The sequence below is a fragment of the Candidatus Accumulibacter aalborgensis genome (assembly GCF_900089955.1).
Taxonomy (GTDB): domain Bacteria; phylum Pseudomonadota; class Gammaproteobacteria; order Burkholderiales; family Rhodocyclaceae; genus Accumulibacter; species Accumulibacter aalborgensis.
On sequence record NZ_FLQX01000105.1, the window covers coordinates 31,146 to 47,844 of the forward strand.

Consider the following 16,699-nt stretch of genomic DNA (forward strand, 5'->3'; position numbering starts at 1 on the left):
CGCGATGCCCGAGACGCCGCGCACCGTTGAACTGGCCATCGAAGGAATGAGCTGCGCCGCGTGCTCGGCACGGATCGAAAAGCTGCTCAACCGTCTGCCGGCGGTCGAAGCCGTGGTCAACTTGGCGGCCGAGCGGGCGACGGTCCGTTACCTCCCCGGCGTCGTCGATCCGGCGCTGCTGATCAGTACCATCAACCGGGCCGGTTTCGTCGGGCGGCTGGCCAATGATCAGTCGCGCGCGCAGGAGAAAGCACGCAAACTCGCCACCCGGCAGACCGAGTTGCGCCACTTCTGGATCGCCGCCGTGCTGACGCTGCCGCTGTCGGCACAGATGCTGACCATGTTTGGCTCCGGCGCGCACCATGACCTGCTGCCGCGCTGGCTACAACTCATTCTCGCCACGCCGGTGCAATTCTGGATCGGCTGGCGCTTTTACGACGGCGCCTGGAAAGCCCTGCGCGGTGGTGGCGCCAACATGGACGTTCTGGTGGCGCTCGGCACGACGATGGCCTATCTCTTCAGCCTGGTCGTGACGCTGTCCGCTGCTGCCCACCTGCATGTCTATTTCGAGGCCTCGGCGGCCGTCATCACGCTCGTTTTGCTTGGCAAGTTGCTCGAGGCGCGGGCCAAGGCGAAAACCACCGAGGCGATCGAGGCACTGGTTCGGCTGCAGCCGAAAACGGCACGCGTCGAGCGCGACGGCCAGTTGATCGAGCTTGACGTCGCCCTGTTGATCCCTGGCGATATCTTCATTGTCCGCCCCGGCGAAAGCGTTCCGGTCGACGGCGAGGTGCTCGACGGATCGTCGAACATCAATGAAGCGATGCTCACCGGCGAGAGCATGCCACTGGCCAAGCGCGGCGGCGACCGCGTCTTTGCGGCCACAGCCAATGGCGAGGGGACGCTGCGCTGTCGAGCCACCGGTGTCGGCGAACACACGCTGCTCGCCGGCATCATCCGCATGGTCGCCGAGGCGCAGGGATCGAAAGCGCCCGTGCAACGACTCGCCGACCGCATCTCGGCGGTCTTCGTTCCGGTCGTCTGCGCCATCGCCCTGTTCACCTTCATCGCCTGGTGGGCCTGGGGTGGCGTCTTCAGCACGGCGCTGGTCAACGCGGTCGCCGTGCTGGTCATCGCCTGCCCCTGTGCTCTCGGGCTGGCCACGCCAACGGCGATCATGGTCGCCAGCGGACAGGGTGCGAGCGCCGGCATCCTGGTCAAGAACGCCGAGGCGCTCGAACGCGCCGAGAAAGTCAGCGTCCTGGCGGTCGACAAGACCGGCACGCTGACGCGTGGCGAACCGCTGCTCACCGATCTCTTGCCCCTGGTTGGCTCGCGCGAAGAAGCGCTGGCGCTGGCCGCCGGCCTCGAGCAGGGATCGGAACACCCGCTGGCGCGCGCCATTCTGCAGCAGGCGCAGGCCAGCGGACTGGCGCTACCGGTGCTCGATGAGTTTCGAGCGCTTCCCGGTCGCGGCGTCGAAGGTCGAGTCGGCGGACGCCGGCTGCGCCTGTACGCAGCGGCGAGCTTTGCCGGCGCGGCGCTGCCGGCAGAGTGGATCGATACGCGGCAGCGCGCCGGCAAGACGGTGATGGTGCTCGCTGAATCCAGCCAAACAGAGACGAGCGGCGATTCCGAAGACACTAATGACATTGCCCTGGCTCTGCTGGCAATCGCCGATCCGCTGCGCGAAACTTCGCGCGCTGCCGTGGCCAGGCTCAAGGCCATGGGTATCCGCGTCGTCATGCTCACTGGCGACCAGGCCGCAACCGCTGCCGCCATTGCCGGTGAGGCCGGCATCGATGACTTCCGTGCCGGCATACTCCCCGGCGACAAGGCCGCAGCGATCAATGCCCTCAAGGGCGGCCAGGCGGTGGTGGCGATGGTCGGCGATGGCATCAACGATGCACCGGCGCTGGCTGCGGCGGACGTGAGCTTCGCCATCGGCGCCGGCTCGGATGCCGCTATCGAGGCGGCCGACGTGACGCTGGTCCGCAGTGACCTGAACGGTATCGCCGATGCCATCCTGCTTTCCCGTGCGACGCTGCAAAAAATCAGGCAGAATCTGTTCTTTGCTTTCATTTACAATTTTCTCGGCATCCCCTTGGCGGCGCTGGGCCTGCTGAATCCGGTGATTGCCGGTGCCGCGATGGCGATGAGTTCGGTGTCGGTGGTCTCCAATTCGCTGCTCCTCAAGCGCTGGCGTGCGGGAGGCCGCGGCTAGCCCCGCCCGGCCAGTCTTGACGGAAACCGGTGTTGACTGCCGACAACGCCAAAAAGGAGGGATGAAATTCCGATGGAAAAAGTCGTGATCGAAATTGCCGGGATGAGTTGCCAGGCTTGCGTGAAGACGGTCAACGCGGTGCTCACGGCGCTGCCGGGAGTCGAGCAGGTCGAGGTTGCCCTGGCGGCCGGGCAGGCCAGCATCTCTTACGACCCTGAGCTGGCGAACGTCACCCAGTTCAAGGAAGCCATCGAAGCGGCGGGCTTTGACGCCCGCTGAAAGCGATTCGCCCTATCGGCGCTGTGCGGACCAAGCCGAAATGCTGACAAAGAAAAATAATGTCCAAAAAGAAGCCCAAGACTGCCGATCTGGCATCTCCCGAGGTCGCATCGACCGAGCCGATCAAGCTGACCCACTTCTCGCACGGCGGCGGTTGCGGATGCAAGATCGCTCCCAAGGTGCTCGAGGAGATGCTTGCCAAAACCTCGCCCGGACTGATACCCAGGCAATTGTTGGTGGGCACCGAGACCAGCGATGACGCTGCGGTGTATCAACTCAACGCCGATCAGGCGGTGGTGGCGACGACCGATTTCTTCATGCCGATCGTCGATGATCCCTTCGACTTCGGCGCCATTGCAGCGACCAATGCCCTTTCCGACGTCTATGCGATGGGTGGCGTACCACTGCTGGCGCTGGCGGTGGTCGGCATGCCGGTCAGCAAGCTGCCACTGGCAACGATCAAATGCATCCTGGAAGGCGGTGAGTCGGTTTGCGCAAGGGCGGGCATTCCAATTGCCGGCGGCCACACGATCGACTCGGTCGAGCCGATCTACGGTCTGGTCGCCATCGGCCTGGTGCATCCAGACAACCTCAAGCGCAACTCCGGCGCGCGACCTGGAGACAAGCTGATTCTCGGCAAGGGGCTGGGCGTTGGCTTCTACAGCGCAGCGCTGAAGAAAGGCCTGTTGGCACCTGCCTGCTACGCGGCGATGATCGCCTCGACGACGCAGCTCAACACGCCTGGACGGGCGCTCGGCTGCCTTGCCGGTGTGCATGCGATGACCGACGTCACCGGCTTTGGCCTGCTCGGTCATCTGGTTGAAATCTGCAAGGCTTCCAGCGTGTTGGCGGTCATTGACTACGCAGCGCTTCCGGTCCTGCCGAACGCGCTCGCTTACGGAGCCAAAGGCTGCGTCACCGGCGCTTCAGAGCGCAACTGGGCGAGTTATGGCGAGCAGGTGACGCTGCCGAAGAAGGACTTCGCTGACCTCGACCGCGCGCTGCTCACCGATCCGCAAACCAGCGGTGGACTATTGGTCGCCTGTGCGCCGGAAGTGGTCACCGAAGTGCTGGCCATCTTTCTGCAGGAGGGGTTCGATCACGCCACGGTCATCGGTGAGATTACCGAAGGAAAGCCGCACGTGGCCGTCGTCAGGAGCCACTGAACTTCCCTGGCTCACTGTTTGGGTTCAATCGAGAACGTGCGACACCAGCCCGTCGGCCAGCTTCGGTTCGAACCAGGTCGACTTCGGCGGCATCACCAGGCCCGCGTCGGCCACCGCCATCAGTTCGGCCATCGGCGTCGGATGCATGGCGAAGGCGACGGCCATTTCGCCACTGTTCACGCGCCTTTCGAGTTCCGCCGCGCCGCGCATTCCGCCGACGAAATCTATCCGTGTATCCCGGCGCAGATCGGTTATGCCGAGAAGCGGGCCGAGAATCTGCTCGGCAAGCAGCGACACGTCGAGGCGGCGCACCGGGTCCGACAAGGGCACCCGTCCGGGCAGAAGCGCGAGCCGATACCAGCGGCCGCCCAGATACATTCCGCAAACCCCGGTGCGCTCGGGCTTCACCGGGAACGGCGACGGGCTGATGGTGTAGCGCTCGCCGACAGCCGCAAGAAAGGACTCCTCGGACAGGCCGTTGAGGTCGCGAACGACCCGGTTGTAGTCCATGATCCGCATCTGCGCTGCCGGGAAGATGACTGCCAGGAAGAACTCGGCGCTGAGCGATGAACCGCTCCGAACACGCCGAGCGGCTGCGACGCGCGCAGCGGCCGCCGACCGATGATGGCCATCGGCAATGTAGAGAGTCGGCATGGCGGCAAAAACGGCGCCGATGCGCGTGATGGTCTCGGCATCGTCGATGGTCCACAGCGTATGTCTGATGCCATCGGCTGCGGTCACGTCGGCGACCGGCAGGCGGTCGGTACCCTGCCCGACCAGCCGTTCGGCCTCGGCGCTGTCCGGATGGGCGAGCAACACCGGCCCGGTCTGCGCATTCAGCGCCTCGATCTGGCGCACGCGGTCGTCCTCCTTGTCAGGCCGGGTATATTCGTGCTTGCGGATGCGGTTGCTGTCGTAGGCGGCGACCGAAGCGACCGCCACCAACCCGGTCTGCACGTGCTCGCCCATCGTCAGCCGATAGGTGTAGTAGCAGGCAAGCGGATCGCGGCACAGAACTCCGGCCGCGATCAGACGACCAAAATTCTCGGCCGACCGGGCATACACCTCGGGCGCGTAGTGATCGACCTCCGGCGGCAAGTCGATCTCGGCCTTGGAGACATGCAGGAAGGACAGCGGTTTGTCGATCACCACCTGCCGTGCTTCGTCGCTGGAGAGTACATCGTAGGGCGGCGCCGCCACCGCTGCGGCATCTGCGCTGCGCGGGCGAAGGCCGGCAAATGGCCGAATCAGGCTAGGATCGAAGGACAAGGAATTCTCCTCTTGGAGCGGGTTTCGGCAAGTGAGCGCAGCGGCTGCTGAGCGTCACGGAGCAGGTGACACGGGCCTGCATCTCAGATGCTTCGATACAGGGCCTCATAGCGCGCCGCTGAATCGCCCCAGGAAAAATCCTGCGCCATGCCGCGCTTCTGGACCTCTAGCCACGCCGGGGCGTCACGGAAGAGCGCACAGGCCTCGGCGATGCAGGCGGTCAGTGCATGACTGCCGGCATCGCCGAAAACGAAGCCATTCGCAGTGCCGGCCCTCAGGTTCTCCGGCGTTGCATCGATCACCGTATCGGCCAGACCGCCCACCCGCCGCACGAGTGGCAAAGTGCCATAACGCAAAGCATAGAGCTGGGTCAGACCACAGGGCTCGAAATGCGAGGGAACGAGCAGTACGTCGGCAGCGGCGATGATCCGGTGCGCCAGCGCGTCGTCGTAGGCCAGATGGGCGAACACGGCGTGCGGATGAGCCGCCGCGGCGGTCCTGAAACCGGCTTCTATATCCGCTTCGCCGCTGCCGATGACGACCAGTTGTCCACCCGCAGCCAGCAGCGCGGGCAAGACGCTCAGAACGAGCACCATACCCTTTTGCGAAGTCAGGCGTCCGACCACCGCGAACAGCGGCCCTTTGCCCCGGTGCGTAAAGCCGAGCTCCGTTTGCAGCTTGAGTTTGCAAGCCTTCTTGCCGCCCAGGTCGGCAGCCGTATAGGTTTCTGGAAGCGCCCGGTCGGTCGTCGGATCCCATACCGAATAGTCCACCCCATTGAGAATTCCGGACAGTTCGCGCCCGCGATCGCGGAGCAGGCCATCGAGACCCCAGCCAAACTCCGCCGTACAGATTTCCCGGGCATACGACGGGCTGACCGTGTTGACGCGCTTGGCATGCACAAGGGCCGCTTTCATGAACGACAACTGCCCGTGAAACTCGATTGCGCTCCGGTCCTGGCCGGAAATCAGCAAGCCGAGGTCACCGTGGTAATCGAGAGGAAAAAGACCACGGAAAGCGAGATTGTGAATCGTGAATACCGTAGCCGTGGTCAGTGCCGGATTCTGCGCGATATAGGCGGGAACCAGCCCGGCGTGCCAGTCATGGGCATGCACAACGTCTGGTTGCCAGTCTTGATCCAGTTCTCCGGCCGCCAGATGCGCGGCGATCCAGCCCAGAAGAGCGAAGCGACGGTGGTTGTCGCGCCAGTCGCGACCATCCGGACCCAGATAGGGATTGCCGTCACGCTGGTAAAGGAAAGGGGCATCGATGACGTAGGCCGACAAGCCGCTGTCCGGCAGGTGCCCGATGCGCAGCGTGACGACCGCAGCACCAAAGGCCGGACCCAGGCGGATGACCGGTTTGAGGTCGGCGAGGCCATTGAGCACCGCCGGCAGGCCGGGCAACAGGACTCGTACGTCCAGCCCGCGTGCGGCCAGCGCGACGGGCAGTGCGGCGACGACATCGGCCAGGCCACCGGTCTTGACCAGCGGGAAAATTTCGACGGCAACATGCAGGACGCGCAAGGATCGGGTTCCTTCGGTGGTTCAGGTGAGCCGGTCGAGCATCTTCCGCGTGATCAGCGTCACGCCGTTCTCGGTATGACGGAAGCGACGTGCGTCGTCAACCGGGTCTTCGCCGACGACCATGCCTGCCGGAATGTCGCAGTCGCTATCGACCACGCAGCGGGTCAGGCGGGCCCTGCTGCCGACCGTGGTATCGGGAAGCAGGACCGAGAGATTTACCCGCGAATAGGAATGGACGCGGCAATTGGAGAAGAGCAGCGAACGATTGACTTCGCCCGATACGATACAGCCGCCAGATACCGTTGACTCGATGGCATTGCCGCGCCGGTCGAGATGGTTATGCACGAACTTGGCGGGTGGCAGTTGCTGCTGATAGGTCCACACCGGCCAGTTACGGTCGTAAAGATTCAGGGCCGGCACCGTCGCCGTCAGGTCGATGTTGGCATCCCAGTAGGCATCGATGGTCCCGGCGTCGCGCCAATAGTGCTCCCGGAACTGCTCGTCCGGGGCGACGATGCAACTGCGCGAGAAGGGGTGCGCGATGGCCACACGATTGGCGACCGCACGCGGAAGGATGTCCTTGCCGAAGTCATGACTCGAAGTCGGGTCAGCGATGTCACGCGCCAGTTCGGCATACAGGTACTTGGCGTTGAAAACGTAGACCCCCATGCTGCACATGGACATGTCGGGATTGCCCGGCATCGCCGGTGGGTCGGCAGGTTTTTCGATGAAGTCGGTGATCAGGCCATTTTCATCGACAGCCATGATGCCAAAAGCGCTCGCTTCACGGCGAGGCACCTCGATGCAGGCTACCGTGCATTCGGCGCCGCTCTCGACATGGTCGACGAGCATCATCGCGTAATTCATCTTGTACACGTGGTCGCCAGCGAGAATGACGACGAACTCAGGCCTCGGTGTATAGGTCTCGAGGATGTCGATGTTCTGGTAGACGGCGTCGGCCGTGCCCCGATACCAGGACTCCTCGTCTATCCGCTGCTGCGCCGGCAGCAGGTCAACGAATTCGTTGACCTCACCATGCAGAAAGTTCCAGCCGCGCTGCAAGTGGCGCAAGAGGCTGTGTGACTTGTACTGAGTGACCACGCCAATGCGCCGAATCTGCGAATTGACACAGTTCGACAAGGCGAAATCGATGATCCGGAATTTGCCGCCAAAATGGACCGCCGGCTTGGCGCGGCGGTCTGTGAGTTCGTGCAACCGGCTGCCGCGCCCGCCAGCCAGAACCAGGGCAATCGCCTTGCGTGGCAATTGGAATGTCTTCCTGTCAACCATTTTCGTATCCCCTATTGAGCTTCATTCATCGCATCTGGCGGCGCCACCCGGTGTCACCAATTCCTTACTGATCCTAACTGATCACATCCGGACAAGTTCTCCCGGTGATCACGGTAATTTGCGCCACAGCGTCGGCAAGACCGACCAGCGGCGCCAGCGCCTCCTGCGTCGGCACTTCATGCTGGCTGGCGTCGGCGACAAAGCGTTCGAGGTAAACGCGCAGTGTGGCCCCTTCAGTCCCTGTCCCCGACAACCGGAAAACCACCCGCGAGCCATCTTCGAGCAGGATGCGAACACCCTGACGCTCTGAACGCGAGCCATCGACCGGGTCGACATAGGCAAAATCATCGGCGGCGGCGATCGGCAGGCCGTTGCTCAGCGATCCCGGCAGTTGCGGCAGACGAGCACGCAACTCATCCATCAGGCGATCGGCTTTGGCCGTCTCGATACCCTCGTAATCGTGCCGGGAGTAGACGTTGCGCCCGAAGCGCTGCCAGTGTTCACGGACGATCACATCGGCCGGCATATCGCGCACGGCCAGGATGTTGAGCCAGTACAGGACCGCCCACAGGCCATCCTTCTCGCGCACGTGATTGGAGCCAGTGCCGGCGCTCTCCTCGCCGCACAGGGTGGCCAGGCCGGCATCGAGCAGCGAACCGAAATACTTCCAGCCAGTGGGCGTTTCGTAGCAGGCAATGCCGAGTTCCCTGGCCACGCGGTCCACCGCGCAACTCGTCGGCATCGAACGTGCAACACCTGCCAGGCCACCGGCGTAAGCCGGAATCAGCGCATGATTGGCAGCGAGAACGGCCAGGCTGTCGCTCGGACTGACGACAAAGTTACGTCCGACAATCATGTTGCGGTCGCCATCGCCATCCGAAGCGGCACCAAACGAGAGTCCCGAACGGCTGTCGGCGAGTGCATTGACGAGTTCGGCCGCCCAGACCGGGTTGGGGTCAGGATGGCCACCGCCAAAGTCGGGCAGCGGCGTGCCGTTGACCACCGTGCCGGCAGGAGCACCGAGACGGCCCTCCAGAATGGCGTGCGCGTAAGGGCCGGTGACCGCGTGCATGGCGTCGAAACGCATGCGGAAGTCCGGGCGGGCGAGCAGGCCGGCAATGCGATCAAAATCAAACAGGGACTCGAGCAGCTCGGCATGGTCAGCCACCGGATCGATGATGCAGACAAGCATTTCGCCGATGCTGGCCTCGCCGGTTCGGCTGAGGTCAATGTCCGACGAGTCGACGGTGTAATAGGCGCTGATCTCCTGTGTACGCCGATAAACGGCATCGGTAAAGGCTTCGTTGGCCGGCCCGCCATTGCCGAGGTTGTACTTGATGCCGAAATCACCGGCCGGGCCGCCCTCGTTGTGGCTGGCCGACAGGATGATGCCGCCGAAAGCCTGCCATTTGCGGATCACCGCACTGGCGGCCGGAGTGGACAGAATGCCGTCGCGACCGACGAGCACACGGCCAAAACCGGCCGCTGCGGCCATGCGCAGGATGGTCTGGATGGCCACATCGTTGTAGTAGCGGCCATCGCCACCGAGAACCAACGTTTGTCCCTGCTGGCCGGACAGCGTGTCGAAAATGGCCTGGACGAAATTCTCCAGATAGCGCGCCTGGCGAAATACCGTCACTTTCTTGCGCAGCCCCGATGTCCCCGGCTTCTGCCCTGCGTAAGGCGTGCTGGGAACGCTGATCACCTTCATGCTCATCTTATGCCTCGTGACTAATGGAACGTTCTCGATCGATACCTGAGTTGCGTGGCTTCATGCCAGATGCTGGCGACTGAAAGCCAGCAATTGCTGGGTGGACACATCGAGCTTCTCTGCCAGTGCCGGCTGGGCGATCGCCGGCAGGATGCTGCTGGCCACCGCCTTGCCCAACTCGACGCCCCACTGGTCGAATGAATTGAGCCCCCAGATAACGCCCTGCACGAACACCTTGTGTTCATAGAGCGCGACCAGCGCGCCAATCGTCTGCGCATCAAGTCGCGAAAGCAGCAGCGTCGACGACGGCTGGTTGCCGGGAAATACCTTGTGCGGCAGGAGTTCCTCGAGCGCCGCCAGCGGCATGCTGGTCCGACTGAGTTCGCTGCGCGCTTCCTCGCCCGTCTTGCCGAACGCCAGTGCCGCACTTTGCGCAAAACAGTTGGCGAGCAGCGCTTCCTGATGGCCGGGCAAGGGGTAGTCGGAGCGGACGGCGGCGATAAAGTCACAGGGCACGAGTCGCCCGCCCTGATGGAGAAGCTGGAAAAAGGCGTGCTGGCCATTGTTGCCGAGTTCGCCCCAGACGATGGGATTCGAGGCACAGGCCAGCGGCTGGCCATCGATGCCCACCGACTTGCCGTTGCTCTCCATCTCGAGTTGCTGCAGGAACGACGGAAAATATTTCAGCGACTCGTTGTAGGGCAGGACTGCATTGCTCGTCGCACCGAGGAAATTGGTGTTCCAGATGCCGATCAGGGCCATCACCACCGGCAGGTTGCGCTCATGAGGCGTGCTGCGGAAATGCTCATCCATGCGCTCGGCACCGGCAAGCAGGTCGGCAAAAGCGTGTGGGCCAATGGCGATCATCAGCGCCAGGCCGACCGCCGACCAGAGCGAAAAGCGCCCCCCGACCCAGTCCCAGAGCGGAAATACAGCGTCCTCCCGGATGCCGAACTCGAATGCACGCTCCGGCTTGGCCGTCAGCGCAGCGAAATGGCTGGCCACCGCTGCCGCGTCGCCCAGGTTGGCCACCAGCCAGTCACGAGCCGTCTGCGCATTGAGCATCGTCTCCTGCGTGGTGAAGGTCTTGCTGGCGACAAGAAACAGCGTCGTGCGTGGATCGAGGGTCTGCAGGAGCGGCGCCAGTTGCGCGCCATCCAGATTGGAGACGTAATGCACGCCAAGCGCCGGATGGGAGATCGAGCGCAGAGCGTAACCGACCATCTTGGGGCCGAGGTCAGAGCCACCAATGCCGATATTGACGACATTGCGAATCGGCATGCCGGTGAAACCCAGTGCTTGCCCAGCGCGAAGAGTGTCTGCAAAAGCGGCCATTCGCTGCCGTGTGGCGACCACCTCCGGCATGACATCCAGATCGGCGCCGGGGAACGGGCCGTGTGATCGCCGCAAGGCCACGTGGAGCACCGATCGGTCTTCGCTGGCATTTATCTTCTCACCGTCGAACATCCGCTTCGTCCATTCATCGAGTCGCGCCTCCTTGGCCAGCGCTGCCAGCAGAGGAAGCGTTGTCGAGTCGATGCGCTGCTTCGAGAAGTCGAAAAGGATGCCGTCGAAGCTTAGCGAGAGAGCGGTTGCGCGTCCTGGATCGCGGGCAAACATTTCTCTGAGATGCACAGGCGAGAACGATTGCCGGTGCGCTTCAATGGCCTTCCAGGCGGCTGAGGTGGTGATGTTCATGGTCGGTAAAAGCTCTTTGATGAGGGATCAGGCCGTCTGCAAACGGCCGAAGGAGGGTGGGTGTGATGAAATATGACAACTTATGCTGTTCCGGTTATCAGCTTGCCAGAATGCTCGGAAGAACGCAAAAAAGAATGGCCGGCAAGCGCTGAATCAGAATGGCAGGTCAGAGTCAACGCCTGGCGGCGGGCGACGGATTGATGGGAGATTTCAGTCGGCAGGCGCGAATGCTGTCGGCGAAGGGTTTGTCTTCCTCGGTGATATGGCGTTCGAACCAGTACTCGGCATAGCGCAGAAAGGAATGAACGTCGCGCGCGCCGGCACGCACTTCGCCGAACGCCTTGTGCAGTGACTGCAGGTTCTCCTGGTGGACTCGGTCGTGATCAAGGAAGTCGACCCCGGCTTCCCGCGCCATACGCTCTTCGGTAGCGAAATGGAATTGCAGGTAATCGAGCAGTCCCTGGAAGTCTTCTAGGGGTGCGGGCCCGCTGCCGTAACAGGCGGCCTTGAGCGCCTCGATACGCCCAAAGATCTGATCGTGCTGAGCATCAATCTCCGGCAGATCGATCAGCAAGGCATCCGGCAATAAGCCGGCAAAAGGGGGAGTCATGATAAAGATCCCTGGGGAGCAGTCACAATTTTCAGGCTAAGACAGTATAGAAAGACGGTCCGAATAATTCCAGTAAAATCAGGTTGTGCTCAGCAAAATACACCATGCAGAAACCATCCTTCCTGGCCACGGAAAATCCATAGCCATTCGGCGCGCACGGAAATGGCGACGAAGTAGTCGCGACGGATATCACCGACCGTAGCTGGCTCGGCTTCATCCCACCAGCCACTTTCGATGCGCTCGGGGCCGGCCAGCAATCGCAAGGGGCCGCCACACTGCGGCCGACCGCCCACTTCGCACAATCCCTGCGGACTGGCCAGAAGCCACAAGGGACGCGGACCGGGAGCCGTGGCCGGCAAGGCGGCGGCGAGCCACCTGGCCGGCGATTTTTCTTCTGCCGACAGCCTGGGTATGACTCGCCGCGAGGCATTCTCCGGACGGTGCTCGGCCGCCGCTGACAGGCCATGCACGCTGCCATTGCCAAGGCGGGACTGCAGACGTTCGACCAGATCCGCCACTGAATCGCCGCCAGCGCCTTCGCCACGCTTGTCGAACAGACTGGCAGACCGGCCAGGAAGCGCTTCCGGCGCATCGGCTCGCAAGCTGATCCCTTCGACAGCGGCCGGCAGTTCGATTCGTTGCAGGCGCTCGCTGAGCACGCGAACGATCCGTTCGGCATCGCGCGTGACGCCGGTAAAACCGAGGACCAGAACGGTGGCCGGTCGCTGGCCGGCGCCGCGCTGGTGTGCAAATTCGAAGGCGCACTCACTGATGCCACCCCCACGGGCAACAAGCCAGCCACACAGGCTGGCGATCAGGCGACGCCCGGCAAAACCGAGCGCCAGCGCATTGTCGACGCGCATCGGCAGTTCCAGGTGTTCGACAAAACGCTCCGGAAAAACAAAACGCGGCCGGGGGTCCGGCAAATCGCCAAGCGCGCGTGCCAGATCAGCCGCCAGACCGACACCGAGTCGACGCGCCAGACCGGCGCGCGGCAGGCGTAGCAGATCAGCGAGCGAGCGCACACCAAAGCTGGCGAGACGGGCCTGATTCTGTGCCGAGAGATCGAGCACGGCCAGCGGCAGCCGGCCGAGGCGCTGCGGCAGTTGGTCAGCATCGAGACAGGGAGCTTCATCGGCGGCCAACGCGAGCCATTGCGCGGCGAGCGGCGTTGGCGCCAGGGAGGGCTGCAGCGCGAAGCCCTGCTCGGCACAACCGGCAACGATGCGCTCGAATAAAGGCGCGGCACCGCCGAAAAGGCGCAACGATCCGGCCACCTCGAGCAGCAGTGTCTGTGGCGGCAGCACGCAGATCTCGGAAGTGAAACCGCCCGCCCAGCAGGCGAGCCGGGTCAGGGCTGCCTGCTCACGCTCGACATCGCGCTCCTGAATGGACAGAGCGGGCAAAAATGCCCATGCCTCGGCCAACCGCAGTCCGGGAATCACGCCGGCCGATGCCGCTGCATCATCGGCAACGACGACACGTTCACGGCTGACAACGGCGCTAGGCGATGGCCGGCTGGGAAGAGCTTCGAGCGGCAGCCGCGGTAGGTACAGGGCGAGCCAGAGCATGATTCAGGCGTAACGGACGGTGAATGGCGATGGACAGAGGTGCGGCTTGCGCGCTGCCGCGGCGCTTGAGCAAATGAATGACCAATTGCTCGCCCTCCCCTTCGAGCAGCAGGCGCAGGGGTGCCGGCGACGATTGGCTGGCACAGGCCGCCGGACGAAAAACGAAGAGCAGCGTACGACTGGCCTCGGCGGCGAGTTGCAGACGACGAAGTGACGTTGTCTGGGCTTCGGGCAGCCAGGCGACGACGGCGCCCACGCCGTCGGCGGCGAGAGAGCGTTCACAGGCCCAGGCGGCATCACGGCCGGGAGCGCTGGCCACCAGCAGACGCGACAGATCGACGCCGCAGGCGTGCAGCGCCGGCGCATAGAGTGGGTGCGGTGGGGCCACACAAACCAGCCAGGCGAGTTCATCACTCGATAGTCGCGCCAGAGCCGGCAGCAGCAAACTCAGTTCACCGACACCGCGACGCACCGGCAGAAGTTCGGTCAGACCGCCACGTGGCCAGCCGCCACCCGGCAGCTCACGGTCAAGCTCGGCAAAACCCGTTGGCACGCCGGGTAAGGGCGCTCTGGCGAGCGTATCACCGCGCCAGACATCGGAACGTTCAAGGATTTGCGCCAGCGCTGGAGAGGAAGTCATGGACAAGATCAAACCGCGCTCACATCGCCTCACCGCCGCGGATCAGCCCGACAGCGATGCCCTCGATAGCCAGTGCCCGCGCGCTCGTATCGACAATGATCGGCGCGAAATCGGGGTTTTCGGCGATCAGCTCGATAACCCCGTCTTGCTGACGGAAACGCTTGACCGTCACCTCGTCATCGAGCCTGGCGACGACAATCTGGCCGTTGCGCGCCTCGCTGCTGCGGTGCACGGCGAGCAGGTCACCGTCCAGAATGCCGGCGTTGATCATCGACAGGCCACGCACGCGCAACAGAAAATCGGCACGCGGCTTGAACAGGCTGACATCGAGTGTATAACGGCGCTGGACGTTTTCCACCGCCAGGATCGGGCTCCCGGCAGCCACGCTGCCGATCAGCGGCAGACCCAGTTGTTCGACCAGCCGGATGCCGCGCGCCGATCCCGGTTCGAGCACGATGACGCCCTTCCTGGCAAGCGCCTTGAGATGCTCCTCGGCGGCATTGTGCGAGGCAAAACCGAAGGCGCTGGCAATTTCGGCCCGTGTTGGCGGCGCGCCGAGAAGTTCCAGCGTATTGCGGATGAAGTCGAGTATTTCCTGTTGGCGCAGCGTTACTTTGACCATGATCGAGGCCTCCCGTCGTGAATACTGTATTTTCGTACAGCTATTGTAAAAAAAGCAAGAGGAACCGATCGCCTGAGAAAAATCAAGCGGCTTGACCGCTGATCGCCTTTCTTACCACAATCCACAATCCACAATCCGCAATCCGTTTTCCAATCCCCGAAAGCCAGCCATGATCGACCACACCGTAGCCGATTTCAGCCTGCCGGCAACCGGCGGCCGGACCTTCACTCTGTCCGCCTGCCAGGGCAGCACTGTCGTCCTTTATTTCTACCCCAAGGACAGCACGCCGGGATGCACCACCGAGGCGCAGCAGTTCCGTGATCTGCATCCGCAGTTCGTCAGTGCGGGAGCCATCGTCGTCGGCGTCTCTCGTGACAGCCTCAAATCGCACGAAAACTTCAAGGTCAAACAGGAGTTGCCCTTCGATCTGCTTGCCGACAGCGAAGAGTCGCTCTGTGCCAGCTTCTCGGTGATCAAGATGAAGTCGATGTACGGCAAACAGGTTCGCGGTATCGAGCGTAGTACCTTTGTCATCGATGGCAAAGGAGTGTTGCGGCGCGAGTGGCGCGGGGTGAAGGTAGCCGACCACGCACAGGAAGTGCTGGATTTCGTCGCCCAGCTCTGATCGCCTCCCCTGACCGACCTTATCTGGAAAACGCTCGCATGACCCATCCACCCGAAGTCAGCGCCGATAGCGACGCTAGCACCAAGCCGACCAAGCTCTTCGTTCTTGACACCAATGTGCTGATGCACGATCCGACCAGTGTCTACCGTTTCGAGGAGCACGATGTCTTCCTGCCGATCATGATCCTCGAAGAACTCGACGACCACAAAAAGGGCATGTCGGAAATCGCCCGCAATGCGCGTCAGGTGACGCGCACGCTCGATGCCATCGTCACCAGCATCGACGAGGGCATCGATCAGGGCATCAAGCTCTACGGGCCTTCGCGCAAACTGGCCAGCGGCCGTCTCTTCCTGCAGACCGAAGCGATCAGTAGTGACCTCCCGGCAGGGTTGCCGACAGCCAAGGTCGATAACCAGATTCTGGCGGTCGTCGTCCACCTCCAGCGCCACTATCCCGATCGTCCGGTGATCCTCGTTTCCAAGGACATCAACATGCGCATCAAAGCCCGTACTCTCGGGCTGCTGGCGCAGGATTACTTCAACGACAAGGTGCTCGAAGACAGCGACCTGCTGTACACCGGCATGCGCCAACTGACGCCCGAGTTCTGGGATGATTACGGTCAGGGGATGGAGTCCTGGAAGAAGGACGGTCACACGCTGTACCGCATCAAGGCTCCCCTGTGCGCGCAATTGCTGGCCAACCAGTTCCTCTTCCAGGAAGGCGAGAGACCTCTTTATGCCATCGTCCGTCAGGTATCCGGAACGACGGCCGAGATCGAGACGCTGACCGACTACACGCATCCCAGAAACAAGGTCTGGGGAATCATGGCCCGCAACCGCGAGCAGAATTTCGCCCTCAACCTGCTGATGAATCCGGAGATCGACTTTGTCACCCTGCTCGGCCAGGCCGGTACCGGCAAGACGCTGCTCACCCTGGCGGCAGGGCTCACCCAGGTGCTCGAGGCCAGGCGCTACAGCGAAATCATCATGACCCGGGTCACCGTTCCCGTCGGCGAGGACATTGGCTTTCTGCCGGGGACTGAAGAAGAAAAGATGGGACCGTGGATGGGCGCCCTCGAGGACAACCTCGAGGTACTCACCAAGAGCGACGACGATGCCGGCGACTGGGGGCGTGCGGCCACCAATGACCTGCTGCGCAACCGGATCAGGATCAAGTCGCTCAACTTCATGCGGGGCCGTACTTTCCTCAGCAAGTTCCTGATCATCGACGAAGCACAGAACCTGACACCCAAGCAGATGAAGACGCTGATCACCCGCGCCGGACCCGGCACCAAGGTGATCTGCCTGGGCAACATTGCGCAGATCGATACGCCCTATCTGACCGAAGGCAGCTCCGGCCTCACCTACGTCGTCGACCGCTTCAAGGGCTGGCCACACTCCGGCCACATCACCCTGCAACGTGGCGAGCGCTCCCGCCTCGCGGACCACGCCGCCGAAGTGCTATAATC

The 16,699-nt window shown here is 62.9% G+C and carries 14 protein-coding genes; 5 read left to right on the top strand and 9 right to left on the bottom strand.

Features of this window, described 5'->3' with window-relative positions:
• The first annotated feature begins 4 nt into the window (after nucleotides 1–4).
• From ACCAA_RS09140 to selD, 3 genes are all read left to right on the top strand, one after another.
• Nucleotides 5–2,224 carry a heavy metal translocating P-type ATPase gene (locus tag ACCAA_RS09140; RefSeq protein ID WP_186406937.1) on the top strand — a complete coding sequence of 740 codons (2,220 nt, stop codon included), beginning with the start codon at nucleotides 5–7 and terminating at the stop codon, nucleotides 2,222–2,224.
• A gap of 72 nt (nucleotides 2,225–2,296) precedes the next feature.
• Nucleotides 2,297–2,503 carry a heavy-metal-associated domain-containing protein gene (locus ACCAA_RS09145; protein WP_186406938.1) on the top strand — a complete coding sequence of 69 codons (207 nt, stop codon included), beginning with the start codon at nucleotides 2,297–2,299 and terminating at the stop codon, nucleotides 2,501–2,503.
• Nucleotides 2,504–2,562: 59 nt separating this feature from the next.
• Entirely contained in the window at nucleotides 2,563–3,669 is a 1,107-nt protein-coding gene (gene selD / locus ACCAA_RS09150) for a selenide, water dikinase SelD (RefSeq protein WP_186406939.1), read from the top strand.
• A gap of 24 nt (nucleotides 3,670–3,693) precedes the next feature.
• On the opposite strand, the gene ACCAA_RS09155 is transcribed toward selD, so the two are convergent.
• From ACCAA_RS09155 to lexA, 9 genes are all read right to left on the bottom strand, one after another.
• A complete protein-coding gene (locus tag ACCAA_RS09155) occupies nucleotides 3,694–4,938 on the bottom strand; it encodes a DUF1015 domain-containing protein (RefSeq protein ID WP_186406940.1) in 1,245 nt (414 codons plus the stop codon).
• An 83-nt stretch (nucleotides 4,939–5,021) separates the two neighbouring features.
• A complete protein-coding gene (gene glgA / locus ACCAA_RS09160) occupies nucleotides 5,022–6,464 on the bottom strand; it encodes a glycogen synthase GlgA (RefSeq protein WP_186406941.1) in 1,443 nt (480 codons plus the stop codon).
• Nucleotides 6,465–6,485: 21 nt separating this feature from the next.
• A complete protein-coding gene (gene glgC, locus ACCAA_RS09165; protein ID WP_186406942.1) occupies nucleotides 6,486–7,754 on the bottom strand; it encodes a glucose-1-phosphate adenylyltransferase in 1,269 nt (422 codons plus the stop codon).
• A gap of 73 nt (nucleotides 7,755–7,827) precedes the next feature.
• Nucleotides 7,828–9,465, bottom strand: coding sequence for an alpha-D-glucose phosphate-specific phosphoglucomutase (locus tag ACCAA_RS09170; protein WP_186406969.1), 1,638 nt, complete (start codon nucleotides 9,463–9,465; stop codon nucleotides 7,828–7,830).
• Nucleotides 9,466–9,525: 60 nt separating this feature from the next.
• The gene (gene pgi / locus ACCAA_RS09175) at nucleotides 9,526–11,163 is read right to left on the bottom strand and encodes a glucose-6-phosphate isomerase (RefSeq protein ID WP_186406943.1); all 1,638 of its coding nucleotides are present in this window, start codon (nucleotides 11,161–11,163) and stop codon (nucleotides 9,526–9,528) included.
• Between the two features lie 172 nt (nucleotides 11,164–11,335).
• A complete protein-coding gene (locus tag ACCAA_RS09180; RefSeq protein WP_186406944.1) occupies nucleotides 11,336–11,773 on the bottom strand; it encodes a bacteriohemerythrin in 438 nt (145 codons plus the stop codon).
• A gap of 89 nt (nucleotides 11,774–11,862) precedes the next feature.
• Nucleotides 11,863–13,344, bottom strand: coding sequence for a Y-family DNA polymerase (locus ACCAA_RS09185; protein WP_186406945.1), 1,482 nt, complete (start codon nucleotides 13,342–13,344; stop codon nucleotides 11,863–11,865).
• A complete protein-coding gene (imuA, locus tag ACCAA_RS09190; protein WP_186406946.1) occupies nucleotides 13,277–13,984 on the bottom strand; it encodes a translesion DNA synthesis-associated protein ImuA in 708 nt (235 codons plus the stop codon). The genes ACCAA_RS09185 and imuA overlap by 68 nt, the downstream gene beginning before the upstream one ends.
• A 19-nt stretch (nucleotides 13,985–14,003) precedes the next feature.
• Nucleotides 14,004–14,606 carry a transcriptional repressor LexA gene (lexA, locus tag ACCAA_RS09195; RefSeq protein WP_186406947.1) on the bottom strand — a complete coding sequence of 201 codons (603 nt, stop codon included), beginning with the start codon at nucleotides 14,604–14,606 and terminating at the stop codon, nucleotides 14,004–14,006.
• Between the two features lie 169 nt (nucleotides 14,607–14,775).
• Here lexA and ACCAA_RS09200 point away from each other — a divergent pair, with 169 nt between their 5' ends.
• Nucleotides 14,776–15,231 (top strand): peroxiredoxin, encoded by a 456-nt coding sequence (locus ACCAA_RS09200; RefSeq protein ID WP_186406948.1) that lies wholly within the window; start codon nucleotides 14,776–14,778, stop codon nucleotides 15,229–15,231.
• Between the two features lie 38 nt (nucleotides 15,232–15,269).
• Complete coding sequence (locus tag ACCAA_RS09205; RefSeq protein ID WP_186406949.1) at nucleotides 15,270–16,697, top strand: PhoH family protein; 1,428 nt, start codon at nucleotides 15,270–15,272, stop codon at nucleotides 16,695–16,697.
• Nucleotides 16,698–16,699 lie beyond the last annotated feature (2 nt).

Coding starts and splice junctions, on each gene's coding strand:
- ACCAA_RS09140 (WP_186406937.1), top strand. CDS start 5: ATGCCCGAGACGCCGCGCACCGTTGAACTGGCCATCGAAGGAATGAGC.
- ACCAA_RS09170 (WP_186406969.1), bottom strand. CDS start 9,465: ATGAAGGTGATCAGCGTTCCCAGCACGCCTTACGCAGGGCAGAAGCCG.
- ACCAA_RS09205 (WP_186406949.1), top strand. CDS start 15,270: ATGACCCATCCACCCGAAGTCAGCGCCGATAGCGACGCTAGCACCAAG.
- imuA (WP_186406946.1), bottom strand. CDS start 13,984: ATGACTTCCTCTCCAGCGCTGGCGCAAATCCTTGAACGTTCCGATGTC.
- ACCAA_RS09185 (WP_186406945.1), bottom strand. CDS start 13,344: ATGCTCTGGCTCGCCCTGTACCTACCGCGGCTGCCGCTCGAAGCTCTT.
- ACCAA_RS09180 (WP_186406944.1), bottom strand. CDS start 11,773: ATGACTCCCCCTTTTGCCGGCTTATTGCCGGATGCCTTGCTGATCGAT.
- pgi (WP_186406943.1), bottom strand. CDS start 11,163: ATGAACATCACCACCTCAGCCGCCTGGAAGGCCATTGAAGCGCACCGG.
- glgC (WP_186406942.1), bottom strand. CDS start 7,754: ATGGTTGACAGGAAGACATTCCAATTGCCACGCAAGGCGATTGCCCTG.
- lexA (WP_186406947.1), bottom strand. CDS start 14,606: ATGGTCAAAGTAACGCTGCGCCAACAGGAAATACTCGACTTCATCCGC.
- ACCAA_RS09200 (WP_186406948.1), top strand. CDS start 14,776: ATGATCGACCACACCGTAGCCGATTTCAGCCTGCCGGCAACCGGCGGC.
- selD (WP_186406939.1), top strand. CDS start 2,563: ATGTCCAAAAAGAAGCCCAAGACTGCCGATCTGGCATCTCCCGAGGTC.
- ACCAA_RS09145 (WP_186406938.1), top strand. CDS start 2,297: ATGGAAAAAGTCGTGATCGAAATTGCCGGGATGAGTTGCCAGGCTTGC.